Source organism: Rhodoferax sp., assembly GCF_030653815.1.
Taxonomy (GTDB): domain Bacteria; phylum Pseudomonadota; class Gammaproteobacteria; order Burkholderiales; family Burkholderiaceae_C; genus Rhodoferax.
Genome location: NZ_JAURYQ010000014.1, coordinates 35,663 through 50,306, shown reverse-complemented (window position 1 = coordinate 50,306; position 14,644 = coordinate 35,663). Strand labels below are relative to the sequence as shown.

The 14,644-nt window shown below is 62.7% G+C and carries 15 protein-coding genes; 9 read left to right on the top strand and 6 right to left on the bottom strand.

What is annotated here, in order from left to right; all coding sequences use genetic code 11:
* Window positions 1-30: 30 nt before the first annotated feature.
* The 4 genes from Q7U49_RS04345 to Q7U49_RS04330 are packed head-to-tail and all read left to right on the top strand — an operon-like array spanning window position 31 to window position 3,085.
* Window positions 31-1,227 (top strand): acetyl-CoA C-acyltransferase, encoded by a 1,197-nt coding sequence (locus tag Q7U49_RS04345; protein WP_304762534.1) that lies wholly within the window; start codon window positions 31-33, stop codon window positions 1,225-1,227.
* Window positions 1,228-1,259: 32 nt separating this feature from the next.
* Window positions 1,260-2,036 (top strand): enoyl-CoA hydratase, encoded by a 777-nt coding sequence (locus tag Q7U49_RS04340; protein WP_304762533.1) that lies wholly within the window; start codon window positions 1,260-1,262, stop codon window positions 2,034-2,036.
* 4 nt (window positions 2,037-2,040) lie between these two features.
* The gene (locus Q7U49_RS04335) at window positions 2,041-2,580 is read left to right on the top strand and encodes a TlpA disulfide reductase family protein (RefSeq protein WP_304762532.1); all 540 of its coding nucleotides are present in this window, start codon (window positions 2,041-2,043) and stop codon (window positions 2,578-2,580) included.
* Between the two features lie 16 nt (window positions 2,581-2,596).
* Window positions 2,597-3,085, top strand: coding sequence for a thioesterase family protein (locus Q7U49_RS04330; protein ID WP_304762531.1), 489 nt, complete (start codon window positions 2,597-2,599; stop codon window positions 3,083-3,085).
* Window positions 3,086-3,135: 50 nt separating this feature from the next.
* On the opposite strand, the gene Q7U49_RS04325 is transcribed toward Q7U49_RS04330, so the two are convergent.
* Complete coding sequence (locus Q7U49_RS04325; RefSeq protein WP_304762530.1) at window positions 3,136-3,552, bottom strand: acyl-CoA thioesterase; 417 nt, start codon at window positions 3,550-3,552, stop codon at window positions 3,136-3,138.
* Window positions 3,553-3,595: 43 nt separating this feature from the next.
* On the opposite strand from Q7U49_RS04325, the gene Q7U49_RS04320 reads away from it, so the two are divergent.
* The gene (locus tag Q7U49_RS04320; protein WP_304762529.1) at window positions 3,596-5,434 is read left to right on the top strand and encodes an ABC transporter ATP-binding protein/permease; all 1,839 of its coding nucleotides are present in this window, start codon (window positions 3,596-3,598) and stop codon (window positions 5,432-5,434) included.
* A gap of 32 nt (window positions 5,435-5,466) precedes the next feature.
* Here the strand turns inward: Q7U49_RS04320 and Q7U49_RS04315 are convergent, their stop codons facing one another.
* Both Q7U49_RS04315 and Q7U49_RS04310 read right to left on the bottom strand, forming a co-directional pair.
* Complete coding sequence (locus tag Q7U49_RS04315; protein ID WP_304762528.1) at window positions 5,467-5,898, bottom strand: hypothetical protein; 432 nt, start codon at window positions 5,896-5,898, stop codon at window positions 5,467-5,469.
* Between the two features lie 92 nt (window positions 5,899-5,990).
* Window positions 5,991-6,452: a hypothetical protein gene (locus tag Q7U49_RS04310; RefSeq protein ID WP_304762527.1), complete on the bottom strand. Its 462-nt coding sequence runs from the start codon at window positions 6,450-6,452 to the stop codon at window positions 5,991-5,993.
* A gap of 128 nt (window positions 6,453-6,580) precedes the next feature.
* On the opposite strand from Q7U49_RS04310, the gene Q7U49_RS04305 reads away from it, so the two are divergent.
* From Q7U49_RS04305 to pyrC, 4 genes are all read left to right on the top strand, one after another.
* Window positions 6,581-7,594, top strand: coding sequence for an aldo/keto reductase (locus Q7U49_RS04305; protein ID WP_304762707.1), 1,014 nt, complete (start codon window positions 6,581-6,583; stop codon window positions 7,592-7,594).
* 326 nt (window positions 7,595-7,920) lie between these two features.
* Window positions 7,921-8,526, top strand: a complete 606-nt coding sequence (locus Q7U49_RS04300) for a hypothetical protein (RefSeq protein WP_304762526.1) — start codon at window positions 7,921-7,923, stop codon at window positions 8,524-8,526.
* 46 nt (window positions 8,527-8,572) lie between these two features.
* Window positions 8,573-9,547, top strand: coding sequence for a LysR substrate-binding domain-containing protein (locus tag Q7U49_RS04295; protein ID WP_304762525.1), 975 nt, complete (start codon window positions 8,573-8,575; stop codon window positions 9,545-9,547).
* Between the two features lie 8 nt (window positions 9,548-9,555).
* Window positions 9,556-10,602: a dihydroorotase gene (gene pyrC, locus Q7U49_RS04290; RefSeq protein ID WP_304762524.1), complete on the top strand. Its 1,047-nt coding sequence runs from the start codon at window positions 9,556-9,558 to the stop codon at window positions 10,600-10,602.
* Window positions 10,603-10,622: 20 nt separating this feature from the next.
* Here the strand turns inward: pyrC and Q7U49_RS04285 are convergent, their stop codons facing one another.
* From Q7U49_RS04285 to Q7U49_RS04275, 3 genes are all read right to left on the bottom strand, one after another.
* On the bottom strand, window positions 10,623-11,441 hold the full coding sequence (locus Q7U49_RS04285) for an HpcH/HpaI aldolase/citrate lyase family protein (RefSeq protein ID WP_304762523.1): 819 nt from the start codon (window positions 11,439-11,441) through the stop codon (window positions 10,623-10,625).
* A 535-nt stretch (window positions 11,442-11,976) separates the two neighbouring features.
* Window positions 11,977-13,581, bottom strand: coding sequence for a FadD3 family acyl-CoA ligase (locus Q7U49_RS04280; RefSeq protein WP_304762522.1), 1,605 nt, complete (start codon window positions 13,579-13,581; stop codon window positions 11,977-11,979).
* A 4-nt stretch (window positions 13,582-13,585) separates the two neighbouring features.
* Window positions 13,586-14,644, bottom strand: coding sequence for a ferredoxin--NADP reductase (locus Q7U49_RS04275; RefSeq protein WP_304762521.1), 1,059 nt, complete (start codon window positions 14,642-14,644; stop codon window positions 13,586-13,588).

Genomic DNA, 14,644 nt, shown 5'->3' with positions numbered 1-14,644 from the left:
GCTCTGTCCCCAACTGATCAAGAGACCACCATGAAACAAGTTCAAGAAGCCTACATCGTCGCGGCCACGCGCAGCCCCATTGGCAAATCGCACCGCGGCTACTTCCGCAACACCCGCCCGGATGACCTGCTGGTCAAGGTGCTGCAGTCGGCGCTGGCGCAGGCTCCGGGGCTCGACCCCAGCGCCATTGAAGACATCATCTGTGGCTGCGCCATTCCCGAAGGACCGCAGGGCCTGAACATTGCCCGGATTGGTGCGGTGCTGGCCGGCTTGCCGGTGAGCGTGGGTGGCGTCACCATCAACCGGTTTTGCGCCTCGGGTGTCACGGCGATCCAGATGGCCGCTGACCGGATTCGGGTGGGCGAGGCCGACGTGATGATCGCTGCCGGCGTGGAGAGCATGAGCATGGTGCCGATGACTGGCAACGCGCCGTCGTTCTCGCCGCTGATGTTCGAGCGCGACGAAGACATCGGCATTGCCTACGGCATGGGCCTGACCGCTGAAAAAGTGGCCACCCAGTGGAAGGTCAGTCGCGAGGCGCAGGACGCCTTTGCCTTGCAGTCGCATCAGCGCGCGCTGGCGGCCCAGGCCGCGGGTTATTTCACCGCCGAGACCACCCCGATCGAAGTCACCGACCGCTCGCCGAATCTGGCCACCGGCGAAGTGATTGAGAAAAAGCGCGTGGTGACACTGGACGAAGGCGCCCGCGCCGACACCTCACTCGAAGGTCTGGCCAAGCTGAAAAACCCGTTTGCCGCGCGCGGTACGGTCACGGCGGGCAACAGCTCACAAACCTCGGACGGCGCCGGCGCGCTGATTCTGGCCAGTGAAAAAGCGGTCAAGCAGTTCGGCCTCAAGCCGCTGGCGCGTTTTGTCAGTTTTGCCGCCAAGGGTGTGCCGCCACAGTTCATGGGTATTGGTCCGATCGAGGCCATTCCCGCGGCGCTGCGCAACGGTGGCCTGACGCTGGACCAGATCGACTGGATCGAGCTCAACGAGGCCTTTGCCGCACAGTCACTGGCCGTCATCAACACGTTGGGGCTGGATCAGGCCAAAGTGAATCCGATGGGCGGCGCCATTGCACTGGGCCACCCGCTGGGCGCCACCGGCGCCATTCGCGCTGCCACCGTGGTGCATGGCTTGCAGCGCACCGGCGGCAAATACGGCATGGTCACCATGTGCATCGGCATGGGCCAGGGCGCCGCCGGCATTTTTGAGCGTGTCTGAGCCGGGAACTTGAGTCTGATAACCTACGGCCCATGAAAAATCCGACCTCTGACCTCTTGCTCGACACCGCCGGCGGTGTCACCACCCTGACGATCCACCGGGTGGCGAAGAAAAACTCGTTCACCACCGCCATGTACGCCGGCATGGCCGATGCGCTGGACCAGGCACAGGCCGACCCGGCCGTGCGGGTGCTGGTGATTCAGGGCCATGAGACCATTTTCAGCGCCGGCAATGACATTGCCGACTTTCTGCAAACGCCGCCCACCACGCTGGACGCGCCGGTGTTTCGCTTCATGCGCGCCATCAGCAGCTTCACCAAGCCCATCGTGGCGGCGGTGTGCGGCCCGGCGGTGGGCATCGGCACCACCCTGCTGTTCCATTGCGACCTGGTTTATGCCGGCGACAACGCTGCTTTTTCCATGCCGTTTGTGAACCTCGGTGTCTGCCCCGAGGCGGCCAGCAGCCTGTTGGCGCCGCAGCGCATGGGCTACGGCCGCGCCGCCGAGGCGCTGCTGCTGGGCGATCCCTTCATGGCCGAAGCGGCTCTTGAGATGGGACTGATCAGCCGCATCGTGCCCCCAAGCGAGGTCAATGCCCTGGCCCAGCGCCAGGCCCAAAAACTGGCCGCCAAGCCCATGAGTTCGGTGCTCGCCAGCAAGCGCCTGATGAAGCAGGGACAAGCCGATCTGGTGGCGCAACGCATGGCCGAAGAAGGCACGCTGTTTGGCCAGATGCTGGCCCAGCCCGCCGCGCAGGAAGCTTTTGCCGCGTTCATGGAAAAACGCAAGCCGGATTTCAGCGCTTTCTAAAAGAATGCGCACCGTCTTTGCCACCGTCGCCCTGGCGCTTGGGCTGACCCTGGGTGCCGCCGTGCACGCCCAAACGCCCGGCGAAGTACCCGTGGGCAGCGTGCTGCGCGAAGCCACCCTGCGCGGACTGAACGGTCCGGACCAAAAACTCTCAAGCTTTCGCGGCAAGCCCCTGATCATCAACGTCTGGGCCAGCTGGTGCCCGCCCTGCATTGCCGAGATGGGTTCGCTGGAGCGACTGGCCTGGAGTGAGCTGGGCCAGCACTTCACCGTGATCGGCATATCGACCGACGACTACCCGCAAAACGCCAAGGCTTTTCTGACCAAGAGCCATGCCACCCTGAACCATTACATCGACCGCCAGCTGGAACTGGAAAACATGCTGGGTGCCAATCGCCTGCCGCTCACGCTGCTGGTCGATGCCAAGGGCCGGGTGCTGGCCAAGGTGGTCGGCGCGCGCGAGTGGGACGGCCCGCAGGCCATGGCCCTGATCCGCAGCAACTTTCGGCTGCCAGCGGCTGCGCCGTCGCTGCTGAAAAGGTAACAGAGACAATCAACGCATGCCCCACACCATCACACCCCCTGCCGACGTCGAGTTTGAAGACGAGTTCATCGCTGGCGTCAAGAGCATCTTTGAAGAAATGATCGTCTTCAACCGCATGCTGGGCCTCAAAATCACGTCGGTGGCACCGACCCGGGTCAGGGCGCGCATCGACATGCGCAACGAGTTGGTCGGCCACTTTGCCTACAACCGCATTCACGGTGGCGTCATCAGCGCCAGTCTGGACGCCATGGGCGGCCTGGCCGTGATGGCGGCCATTGGCGCGCGCCACATGAACGAGACACCGCAACAGCGCCTGCAGCGCTTTGCCAAACTCGGCACCATCGATTTGCGCATTGACTACCTGCGCCCGGGCATTGGCGAGTGGTTCGAGTTGCGCGCCGAGGTGATGCGCCTGGGCTCGCGCGTGGCCTCCACCCGGATGGAATTCCTCGGGGCTGACGGCAAGCTGCTGTCCACCGGCTCGGCCGCTTACATTGTGTCCTAGGAGCTAGGCGGGGGACACGCAGCAGAACGCTCTGCCGCCCAGGTTCCTGGTCAGCCCACCGGCCGGGGTACCTCGCGCGGCCGGCCCTGGTCGTCGATGGCCACATAGGTCAGCGAGGCTTCCGTGACCTTGGTGTACTTGCCCTGCGCTGCGATGTGCTCGGCATAGACCTCGATCTTGACCGTGATCGAGGTGCGGCCAATGCGCACCAGCTTGCCAAAGAACGACAAGACATCGCCCAGGCGCACCGGTTGCTTGAAGATGAATTCGTTCACCGCCACCGTGGCCATGCGGCCGCTGGCATAAGGCGCAGCCATCACGGCGCCGGCCAAATCCACCTGCGCCATCACCCAGCCACCAAAAATATCACCGTTGGCATTGAGGTCACCCGGCATGGGAATGACCTTGAGCACCAATTTTTCGTCCTTGGGCAGTTGCACGGGGTTGGAGTCGGTGTTTGCAGACATGGGCACAATCCTGGGGTATGAAATTTAATTGAGATTGTCCCCCATGAGCCGCCATTCATCCGCCTACCAAAGCGGAACCCCATCCCAAAGCCCCTCTGACTCCCAGACTGCAACCCCCACCCGCTCGGACTGGGCCACCCTGCAGCGCCTGTTTCCCTACCTGTGGGAATACAAATGGCGCGTGATCGCGGCACTGGCCTTCATGGTGGGCGCCAAGCTGGCCAACGTGAGTGTGCCGCTGCTGCTCAAGGAACTGGTCGACACCATGAACCCCAAGGGCCCCATCGGTGTCGAAGCCCTGCTGGTGGTGCCGCTGGGCCTGCTGGTGGCCTACGGACTGCTGCGCCTGTCGACCACGCTGTTTGCCGAGCTGCGCGAGCTGATTTTTGCCAAGGCCACCGAAGGCGCCTCGCGCTCCATCAGCCTGCAGGTGTTCCGGCATTTGCACGCCATGAGCCTGCGTTTTCACCTGGAACGCCAGACCGGCGGCATGACGCGCGACATCGAGCGCGGCACCCGCGCCGTGCACTCGCTCATCAGCTACTCGCTCTACAGCATCTTCCCGACGCTGATCGAGGTGGCACTGGTGCTGAGCATTCTGGCGGTCAAGTTCGACATGTGGTTTGCCTGGATCACCATCGCGGCACTCGTGCTCTACATCACCTTCACCATCGTGGTGACCGAGTGGCGCACCCAGTTTCGCAAGGTCATGAATGACCTTGATTCGACCGCGCACAGTCGGGCGATCGACTCGCTGCTGAACTACGAGACGGTGAAATACTTCAACAACGAGGAGTTCGAGGCGCGCCGCTATGACGACAACCTGGAGCGCTACCGCAAGGCGGCGCTGAAGAGCCAGACCACGTTAAGCCTGCTCAACACCGGCCAGCAGCTCATCATTGCCGCCGGCCTGGTGGCCATGCTGTGGCGCGCCACCCAGGGCGTGGTCGACGGCCGCATGACGCTGGGCGACCTGGTGATGGTCAACGCCTTCATGATCCAGCTCTACATTCCGCTGGGTTTTCTGGGCGTGCTGTACCGCGAGATCAAGCAGGGCCTGACCGACCTGGAAAAGATGTTCACCCTGATGGAGCGCGAGCGCGAGATTGCCGATGTGCCCGGCGCGCCCGCCCTGACGCTGGCACCCGACAGCGCCAGCGTGCGCTTTCAGCATGTCAACTTTGCCTACGACCCGGCGCGGCCGATCCTGCACGACATCAGTTTTGACATCCCGGCGGGCAAAACCGTAGCGGTGGTCGGACCCTCGGGCTCGGGCAAGTCGACGCTGGCGCGGCTGCTGTTTCGCTTCTACGACGTGCAAGGCGGACAGATCCTGATCGCCGGGCAGGACATCAAACAGGTGACGCAGGCCAGCGTGCGCCAGGCCATTGGCATCGTGCCGCAAGACACCGTGCTGTTCAACGACACGGTCGAATACAACATCGCCTACGGCCAACCCGGCGCCACCCGCGAGCAGGTGATCGAGGCGGCCCAGTCAGCACACATCCACCGCTTCATTGCCGCCACCCCCAAAGGCTATGACACCATGGTGGGTGAGCGCGGCCTGAAATTGTCGGGCGGCGAAAAGCAGCGCGTGGCGATTGCCCGCACGCTGCTCAAAAACCCGCCGATTTTGATCTTTGACGAGGCCACTTCGGCGCTGGACTCGGCCAATGAGCGCGCCATCCAGGCCGAGCTGCAAAGCGTGGCGAAAAACAAAACCACGCTGGTGATCGCGCACCGCCTGTCCACCGTGGTGGATGCGCACGAAATCCTGGTGATGGAGGCCGGTCGCATCCTGGAGCGCGGCACCCACGCGGAGTTGCTGGCTTCAGGCGGACGCTACGCGCAAATGTGGGCGCTGCAGCAAAGCGCGGAGTAGCCTACTGCAGCGTGCGCGATGGCAAGGCGCGCTTACTTGCCGCGTCCGCCACCGCCGCCATTGCCACCGCCGTTACCGCCACCGTTGCCACCGCCCTTGCCACCAGAGCTGCCGGCACTGGTGCCGCTGCGACTGATTGCGTTGGCACTTTGGCCGTACTGACCGGTTGCTGCAGCCTTGTTGGCTGCGTTTTGCGTCGCCGGCTCGGCACGGTTGGCGGCACTGACCACGGCACCAAGGTTCAGGCCCAGGGCGTTGGCGATCTGGCCCCAGCCCATGCCGTCATCGCGCATCTTCTGAATGTCCGCCTCGGTCTTCACACTGTCGCCGCCCTTGGCCAGACTGGCTTTGGCCAGATCGGTGGTGAAGCTTCGGCTGGGCGAGGTTTGCGCCGAGACACCATAACTGCCAAGCAAGGCGGCTGAGATGAGGCAAACGGCCAGGGATTTTTGAGTGAATTTCATAAGCTACTCCGTGGATTTGAGGAAAAGCCCAGTCTATGCCCGCTGGGCTGCGCCTGGAAACAGCTTTGTAAGCAGTTGTTCCCCGGGTGTCGTCAGGGCCGCATCAGGTCCTCGATGGCGTCCACCACCATCATGGTGCCGATCGCCACCAGCAGCAGGTCATTGGCCACGCGCACATATTTGTACCCCGCAGGCGGCAGTCCGATTTGGGTAACCACGCCCCGGGGCACGGGATAGTAGGTGAGCGTTCCAGGCAGCGGTTGCCCTACGGACCATTTCTTGGCCTGACCGGGCGGCATGCAGCCGTTGTTTTTCTTGGCCAGCCCGGGGGGACAGCGCCCTTTGGCCTGCTGGCTGCCGTAGTACTGCAACACCGCCTGGCGTTGCCTGTCTTGAAAGTAGGCGCCGATCGGGACTTCTGGTTTCGCTTGCGCAGCAGGTCGTGACTTGCCCGCCCCGGCCTGCCCTGCCCCTTCGGGTGGCGCCGCAAAGACCAGGCCCGCGCTCGCCAGCAGCGCCGCCAACGTGAGGGATTTCATCGATTTGGATGTCATGGTTTGCCTTTCAAAGAACAAAAATCAACCCGAACGTATTCTGCGCCAGCAAAACTCAAGCAACAATGAGGATCCGCATGCCGCAACGCATTTTTGTCATTGACATCCACTTCAACGAAAGCCCCACCATGCACTACCGTCACCTTGGTAAAAGCAATTTGAGAGTCTCGGCGCTGTGCCTGGGCACCATGATGTTTGGCGACCAGACTGCGCTGGCAGAAGCCGCGTCCATCGTGGCAGACGCCCGCAGTCACGGCGTGAACTACATCGACACCGCCGACAATTACAGCAAAGGTGGTTCGGAAACCATGGTGGGCCAGTTGCTCAAGGGACAGCGCCATGACTGGGTGCTGGTCACCAAAATGGGCAACGCCATGTCGGACCGGGTCAACGAGGGGCATTACTCGCGCAGCTGGATGCTGCGCGAAATCGCAGCCTCGCTGGCGCGCCTGCAAACCGACTACGTCGACATCCTGTACCTGCACCGTGACTTTGACGGCATGAACCTGGAGGAGCCCTTGCGCGCCCTCGACGCCATGCTGCGCGCGGGCCAGATTCGCGCCTGGGGCGTGTCCAATTTTCGGGGCTGGCGCATGGCCGAAATGGTGCACCTCGCCGCACAACTCGGCATGCCGGGGCCGGTGGTGTGCCAGCCCTATTACAACCTGCTCAACCGCATGCCCGAAGTCGAGGTGCTGCCGGCCTGCGCCCATTACGGCATTGGCGTCACGCCCTACAGCCCGGTGGCGCGCGGCGTGCTCACCGGCAAATACCTGCCGGGTCAAACGCCCGCCCCCGACAGCCGCGCCGGCCGCGGTGACCAGCGCCTGGCCCAGACCGAGTTTCGCGAGGAATCCCTGCTGATCGCGCAACAGCTCAAGGTGCACGCCGAAAACCGGGGCATCAGCCTGGCCCAATTCGCCACGGCCTGGGTGCTGGCCAACCCGGTGATCAGTTCGGTCATCGCCGGGCCGCGCACGCTCAGGCAGTGGCAGGACTACCTGCCCGCGCTCGACTACGTGTTCACCGCGGAAGACGAAACCCTGGTGGACAACCTGGTCCACCCCGGCCATCCATCCACACCGGGTTACACCGACCCGATCTACCCGCCCACAGGCAGGCGTCAAGCAGCCGGGGGGTGATTCAAACTGACACGCAATCAGTTGGGGTCAGAGCACATCGCTGCACAAATGGTCTGATCCGCCAACTTTTCCGACAACAGGCTTGACGCCAAACCCGGTGCGGCGACCGGGCCATGCGCATGCGGTTTTGACGGACTAGCCTGCAAGAAGTCCCATTCTGATCGACTCACCAGCTCATGAAATCAGTCGGGTGATTGGGCAAACACCGTCATGCATCCTTCGGCCCGACCTCTCCGCCACAACTCTTTGAATCGCAGCCCAAGCAGCCTGAACGTCAGCCCGGCCCACTACACTCAAGTGGCTTTTTATCTCCCCGCACTTTCCCCATGGATACTTTTGTTCTCTTCATCCTGCTGGCCATTGGCATGCATGTTCTTAAAACGCGAGAGCAAGCGCAGCGCATTGCCCTGCTGGGCGGTTACCTGGGGCAATTCCAGATTGAGAAGCTGATGCAGGATGTGCTGGGCGGCTACCAGCGCGCGCTGAGTGAGACCGACGAACAACGCCAAACCCAGGTATGGCGCCATCTGGAAACCGCAGAACAAACGCTGAGCGAGCAGTTCAGCCGTTTTGTGCTCGAATTTGCCAAGGTCCCCGAGCCGCAGGCCCGGCTCAGCCGACTGCCGCTGGCCCTGCCTTTTGTGTCGCAGTACTTCCCCGCCAGCACGCTGGACCTGCGCAAATTACTCAGCCTGCATGCCCATGGCATCAGCCAAGCCGTGCAAAACGACCCGACCCAGCCCGCCAAGCGCAGGGCATTCACCCTGTCGGCCGAGCTGATGCTGATGCAACACAGTTGCCACTGGTTTTGTCGCTCCAAAATGGTGGCCTCGGCGCGCTTGCTGGCACGCCACCAAACCGCTTATGCCCAGGTGCTGGACGCCGTGGCGCCGTCCACCCGGCATGCCTACCTCCAATTAACCGGAAATTGAGTTGTGGGCATCGTAATCCATCTGCTCTGGTAGACAATCCCGCCTCATGGAAACCAAATGGCTTGAAGATTTTGTGAGCTTGGCTGAAACCCGCAGTTTCAGCCGCTCGGCGCAATTGCGCCATGTCACGCAACCGGCGTTTTCCCGGCGCATCCAGTCACTGGAAGCCTGGGCCGGCTCCGATCTGGTGGACCGCAGCAGCTACCCCACGCGCCTGACACCGGCGGGTGAAACGCTGCATGACCAGGCGCTGGAGGTGCTGCAGGCGCTGCAGACCACGCGCGCCATGTTGCGCGGCCACGCCACCGCGGCGCAGGACGTGATCGAGTTTGCCGTGCCGCACACGCTGGCGTTCACTTTTTTTCCGGCCTGGATGTCCACCCTGCGTGAAAGCTTCGGCCCCATCAAAAGCCGGCTGATTGCGCTCAATGTGCATGATGCGGTGATGCGCCTGGTGGAGGGCAGCTGCGACCTGCTGATTGCCTACCACCACCCGTCCCAGCCCAACCAGCTTGACGCAGACCGCTACGAGATGGTGAGCCTGGGTGAGGAAACGGTCGCCCCCTATGCCAAACCGGACGCGCACGGCAAGCCCCTGTTCGAGCTGCCCGGCAAGGCCGGCCGCCCGCTGCCCTACCTGGGCTACGCGCAAGGCGCCTACCTGGGCCAGATGGTGGAGCTGATCCTGAAACACAGCAGCGCCCCGATCCACTTCGACCGGGTCTACGAGACCGACATGGCCGAAGGTTTGAAGGCGATGGCGCTGGAAGGTCACGGCGTGGCGTTCCTGCCCTTGAGCGCGGTGCGCAAGGACCTGCGCGCGAACAAGTTGGTGAGCGCCGCCCCGCCCGAACTCAAGGACCTCAGCATCACCATGGAAGTACGCGCCTACCGCGAACGTCCAACGCATCGCGATGCGCACAAGCCCGCCCATGCGGGCGGTCGCCCCGACCCTGAGGTTCACAAACACAACGCACAAGCCCTGTGGGACTACCTGATCGCCCACCATGGCGCCCTTTAAGTTACTTCATGACAACCCGCACCATGACCGACACCCTGACACTGACCCGCCCCGATGACTGGCACCTGCATGTGCGCGACGGTGCTGCACTTGGCACCGTGGTGCCGCACAGCGCAGCCCAGTTTGGTCGCGCCGTCATCATGCCCAATTTGCGCCCACCGGTGACCACCACCGCCCAAGCCTTGGCCTACAAGGCGCGCATCCAGGCCGCCGTACCGGCCGGACTGGCGTTCGAGCCGCTGATGACGCTTTACCTCACCGACATCCTGCCGCCCGACGAAATCGCCCGCGCCCGCGAGGCCGGCATCGTGGCCGCCAAGCTCTACCCGGCTGGCGCCACCACCAACAGCGACGCCGGCGTGACCGATCTGCGCAAAACCTACGCCACGCTCGAAGCCATGCAGCGCGCCGGCATGCCGTTGCTGGTGCACGGTGAAGTGACCTCGCCCGACATCGACCTGTTCGACCGCGAGGCGGTGTTCATCGACACCCAATTGATCCCGTTGCGCCGCGATTTTCCCGAGCTGAAAATTGTCTTCGAACACATCACCACGCGCGAAGCCGCGCAGTACGTGGCTGAAGCTGACCAGTTTGTCGCGGCCACGGTCACTGCGCACCACCTGCTGTACAACCGCAACGCCATCTTCACCGGCGGCATCCGCCCACACTACTACTGCCTGCCGGTGCTCAAGCGTGAAAGCCATCGCCAGGCCTTGCTCAGCGCGGCGGGCAGCGGCAGCCCGAAGTTTTTCCTGGGTACCGACAGCGCGCCGCACGCGGTGCACCTGAAGGAACACGCCAGCGGCTGCGCCGGCTGCTACACCGCGCATGCGGCCATGGAACTTTATGCCCAGGCATTTGACGCCATGGGTGCACTTGGGCAACTGGAAGCCTTTGCCAGTTTCTACGGCGCCGACTTTTACGGCCTGCCGCGCAACACCGGCACGCTCACGCTCAAGCGCGAAGCCTGGACGGTACCGGAAAGTTTTGCCTTTGGTGAAGCCGAACTCAAGCCGCTGGGGGGCGGCGAGTCACTGGCTTGGCGGGTGGTTTGAACCAGGCGGAAGCGGTGCGTTCAGTATGCGCCAGCGGACGACTTGGGGGCGGACGACTTGAACTTGGCCAGCAGGCTGCGTGCTGCATCTGACAACAGCATGGTGTCCACACCCACAGCCACGAACAACGCGCCAGCCGCCAGCCATTTGCGCGCCTGCTCCTCCGAGGTGGCGATAATGCCAGGGGCCTTGCCGGCTTTGAGAATGCGTGCGATGCCATCCGCAATGGCGGCCTGCACCTCGGGGTGACCCGGGTTCCCGAGATAACCCATCGACGCCGACAGGTCGGCCGGACCGATGAACACGCCGTCCACGCCCGGTGTGGCGGCGATGGCGTCGAGGTTGCGCATGGCCTCCACCGTCTCAGCCTGCACCAGCAGACAGACCTGGGCATTGGCCTCATGAATGTAGTCGGGATAGCCCTGCCAACGCGAAGAGCGGGCCACGGCGCTGCCCATGCCGCGGACGCCGTCAGGCGGGTAGCGCATGGCCCGCACCAACTGCTCAGCCTGCGCGGGCGTGTCCACCATGGGCACAAGCAGGGTTTGCACGCCAAGGTCGAGAAATTGCTTGATGAGTGAGGTTTCGCCCACTGGCACGCGCGCGATCGGATGCGTGACCAGGCCGGGAAGGGAGCCCTGTGCACTGGAGACGCCCTGCAATTGCGCCAGCATGGTGCGCAGGTCACTGGGGCCGTGCTCGCCATCGAGCAGTAGCCAGTCATAGCCGATGCCGGCGACCAGTTCGGCGCACAAGCCATCGGCCAAATTCACCCACAAGCCGATTTGGACCTGCTGCTTTTGCAAGGCGTTTTTGAAGGTATTGACAGGTGTTTTCATGAGGTCTTATCGCTTGTAACCCATAGGATGGTACGCATTCAACGAAACTCCTTTGCTGCCCGCATGAAATAAGGGGTTCTGGCGGAAGCGGTGTCTGTAGAACAGTCATATTAAGAGCTCTCACAGCGTCTTATTTACTTGGCATTCACAAGGACCGCGATCCGTGACTGACATTTTACATGTGTCTTGGCATACCACTTAATCTCAACTTTAATGGTCTCTGGCGCTTCGTTAAGGCGGAGAGCCACTTGCCAGCATCAGGCCATTTTTGTCGATCACGTAGACATAAAGCTCGCCATCAAGAAACTCGCCCGCGCGGGAGAAAGCTGCAAGGGCTGGTTTACCATTCTTCCTGTGCTACACCACGGCACGGTCCAGCATCGCCTGGACGCGCGCTGCTTCTTTGCTTTCCTGACTGGCGACCGCAGAAGGTGGCTGCTGCGCAAAGGAAGGTAGAAAAAAAGCCCACGCCATGCCCCAGAGGCACAGCGTACCCACCCAACTCATGGCCTAAATGTATAACGCTTGATTCTGCTCAAATCACTCTGAGTCGCTTCTTGTCAACTTTGTTGGAGGCGTTCACAGGCAGCGACTCCAGGAACCGGACCTGGCGTGGCACCTTGTAGTTGGCCATGTTGTCACGCGCCCAGGCAACAAGCTCTTTCTCTGTGAGCGTAGATCCTGACCGTCGCACGACGCAAGCACACCCCACTTCGCCCATGCGCTCGTCAGGCACGCCAATCACCGCCACTTGGGCAATGTCCGGATGCGGGCTCAGCAAGCGCTCGACTTCCGCCGGGTAAACATTGAAACCGCCCACAATGAACATATCCTTGAGGCGGTCGGTGATGCGCAAGTAACCGCGCTCATCAAGCACGCCGACGTCGCCGGTATGCAGCCAGCCATCAGCGTCTATTGCTTCGGCGGTCGCCTTGGGATCTTCAAAATAGCCCTGCATTACGTGGTAACCGCGCAGCAGCACCTCGCCGGGCTGACCCGCCGGCACACGGGCCCCTTGCTCATCGACACAGCACACCTCGGTGCCAGGCAAGGCGCGACCACAAGTGCCGGCAACTGTTTCAACGCTGTCACCGGGGTCACAGACCGTGGCACAGCCACCGCATTCGGTCAGACCATAAGCGGTGGTGACGCTGGCGATGCCCAGCTCATCACGCATGCGGGCGATCAGCACCGGTGGCACCGTGGCCGCCCCGGTGACCGTGGCCCGCAGCGAGGAAATATCAAAGTCTTTCAGACCCGGATGGCCCAACATGGTCAGGAACAATGTCGGCGGCCCGGGCATGAAGCTGATGCGGTCACGCTGGATGCGTGTGAGTACCTTTTCGGCGTCAAACACCTGCTCGGGGTACACCGTGGCGCCACGAATGAAGGCCGCCACCCAGCCCGCCTTGTAGCCAAAGGTATGAAAGAAGGGGTTGACGATCAGGTAGCGATCGCCCTCACCCAGGCCCACCACCTCCGACCAGGCATAAAAAGCCCGGATCGTCGGACCATGCGCCGCCATCACGCCTTTGGGGCGGCCGGTGGTTCCTGAGGTGAACATCAGGTCAGCGGTGCTGTCCGCACTCAGGGCCTGCTCCCGTTCCAACACGCGTTGTCGATCGACCGCACGGCCTGTCGCCAGGAAGTCGTTCCAGCACAGGTCACCGGATTGCGCGGGTGACTCGCGAAAACCCTCTCTCAGGACCACAATGTGCTCAAGAGTGACCGGGCGTTGATCCATCAGCAGCGAGGGGTAATACTGACCCAAAAAATCACCAATACAAAAAAGAACCCTGGCACCACTGCGGCCCAGGATGTCGGCGGCTTCAGCCCCCTTCATGCGGGTATTGAGAGGCACCAGCACGGCACCGGCAGCGTGTGTGCCGCAGGCCGCCAAGATCCACTCATGCACATTGGGTGCCCAGATGGCGACACGGTCACCCGCTTGTACCCCCTTGGCAATCAGACTCCGCGCAACGGTCTCGCTGGCGGAAAGCAGCTCGGCGTAGCTGATCGTGAGTCCCTCGTCCACAACGGCAGTACGCTGCGGAAACTGGGCTGCCGCCTGGCGGATCAATGCGGGCAAGGTAGCCGGTAAGGTGGTCGACGCGGATGCCGACACGGTGTTTGAACTCATTTGATTACTCCGGAAACTTGATGCGCAGATGGGTGCTGGTCGGCACCGCCTGGCAGGCCAGCGTCCAGGACTTGGCCAGATCTTTTTTGTCCAGCACCTCGTTATGGCGCAGGTGCACGCTGCCCTCCACCACCTGGCACATGCAAGACGCGCACAGACCGGCCTGACAGGAATACGGTGCCTTGATGCCGGCTGCCAGCGCAGCGTCCAGCAGGGTCTGGCCGCCGCCACATTGAATCTTGTGTATGGTTCCATCGAGTGACAGCTCGACTTCGGCTTCATCAACCGACGGCGCAGGCGCATCGGCCGCCACCGTGGCGTTTAGCGCTGCCGCGTCCTCCTCGTCAGGCAGGGACGCAAAACGCTCCACATGAATCTGCTCGGGCGCCATCTCCACCGCTTGCAGCGCGGCGACGGCCGCATCCATGAATGGACCAGGGCCACAAATGAAGGCCTGGGCCAAGCGGAAAGGCTTGGCCAACTCGGCCAGTTGTGCCACCGAGGGCACGCCCTGCACCGAATCGAGCCAGTGGATCACCTGCAGCCTGGACGGATGGGCTGCCGCCAGCGCCTTCAGTTCGTCACGAAAAATCACCGAGCGTTCGTCGCGGTTGGCATACAGCAGCGCGATACGGCCTTGACCCTGAAACAGGGCCGAGCGCAGGATGGAGAGCACAGGCGTGATGCCACTGCCGCCCCCCAACAACAAAAAATCGCCGTCCAACGAGCGCGGCGTGAAGACCCCGGCTGGCGGCATTACCTCAACAGGGTCACCGATTTTGAGCCTGTCGCACATCCAGTTCGAGCCGCGCCCCTGCTGGACGCGCTTGACCGTCACACGCAAGGCACCGTCCACCATCGGCGCGCTCGACATCGAATAACAACGCGGCACATGACGACCTTCTACCGGCAGGCGAAGCGTCAGGAACTGTCCCGGCTTGTAGCGATAGAGGTCAGCCAACTTGGTCGGCACGTCGAAGACGAAGGACTTTGCATCAGGTGTCTCTTCGATCACCGCACTGACGCGAAGCGCGTGGTAGCGGGAAGCTGCAACAGCTTCCAT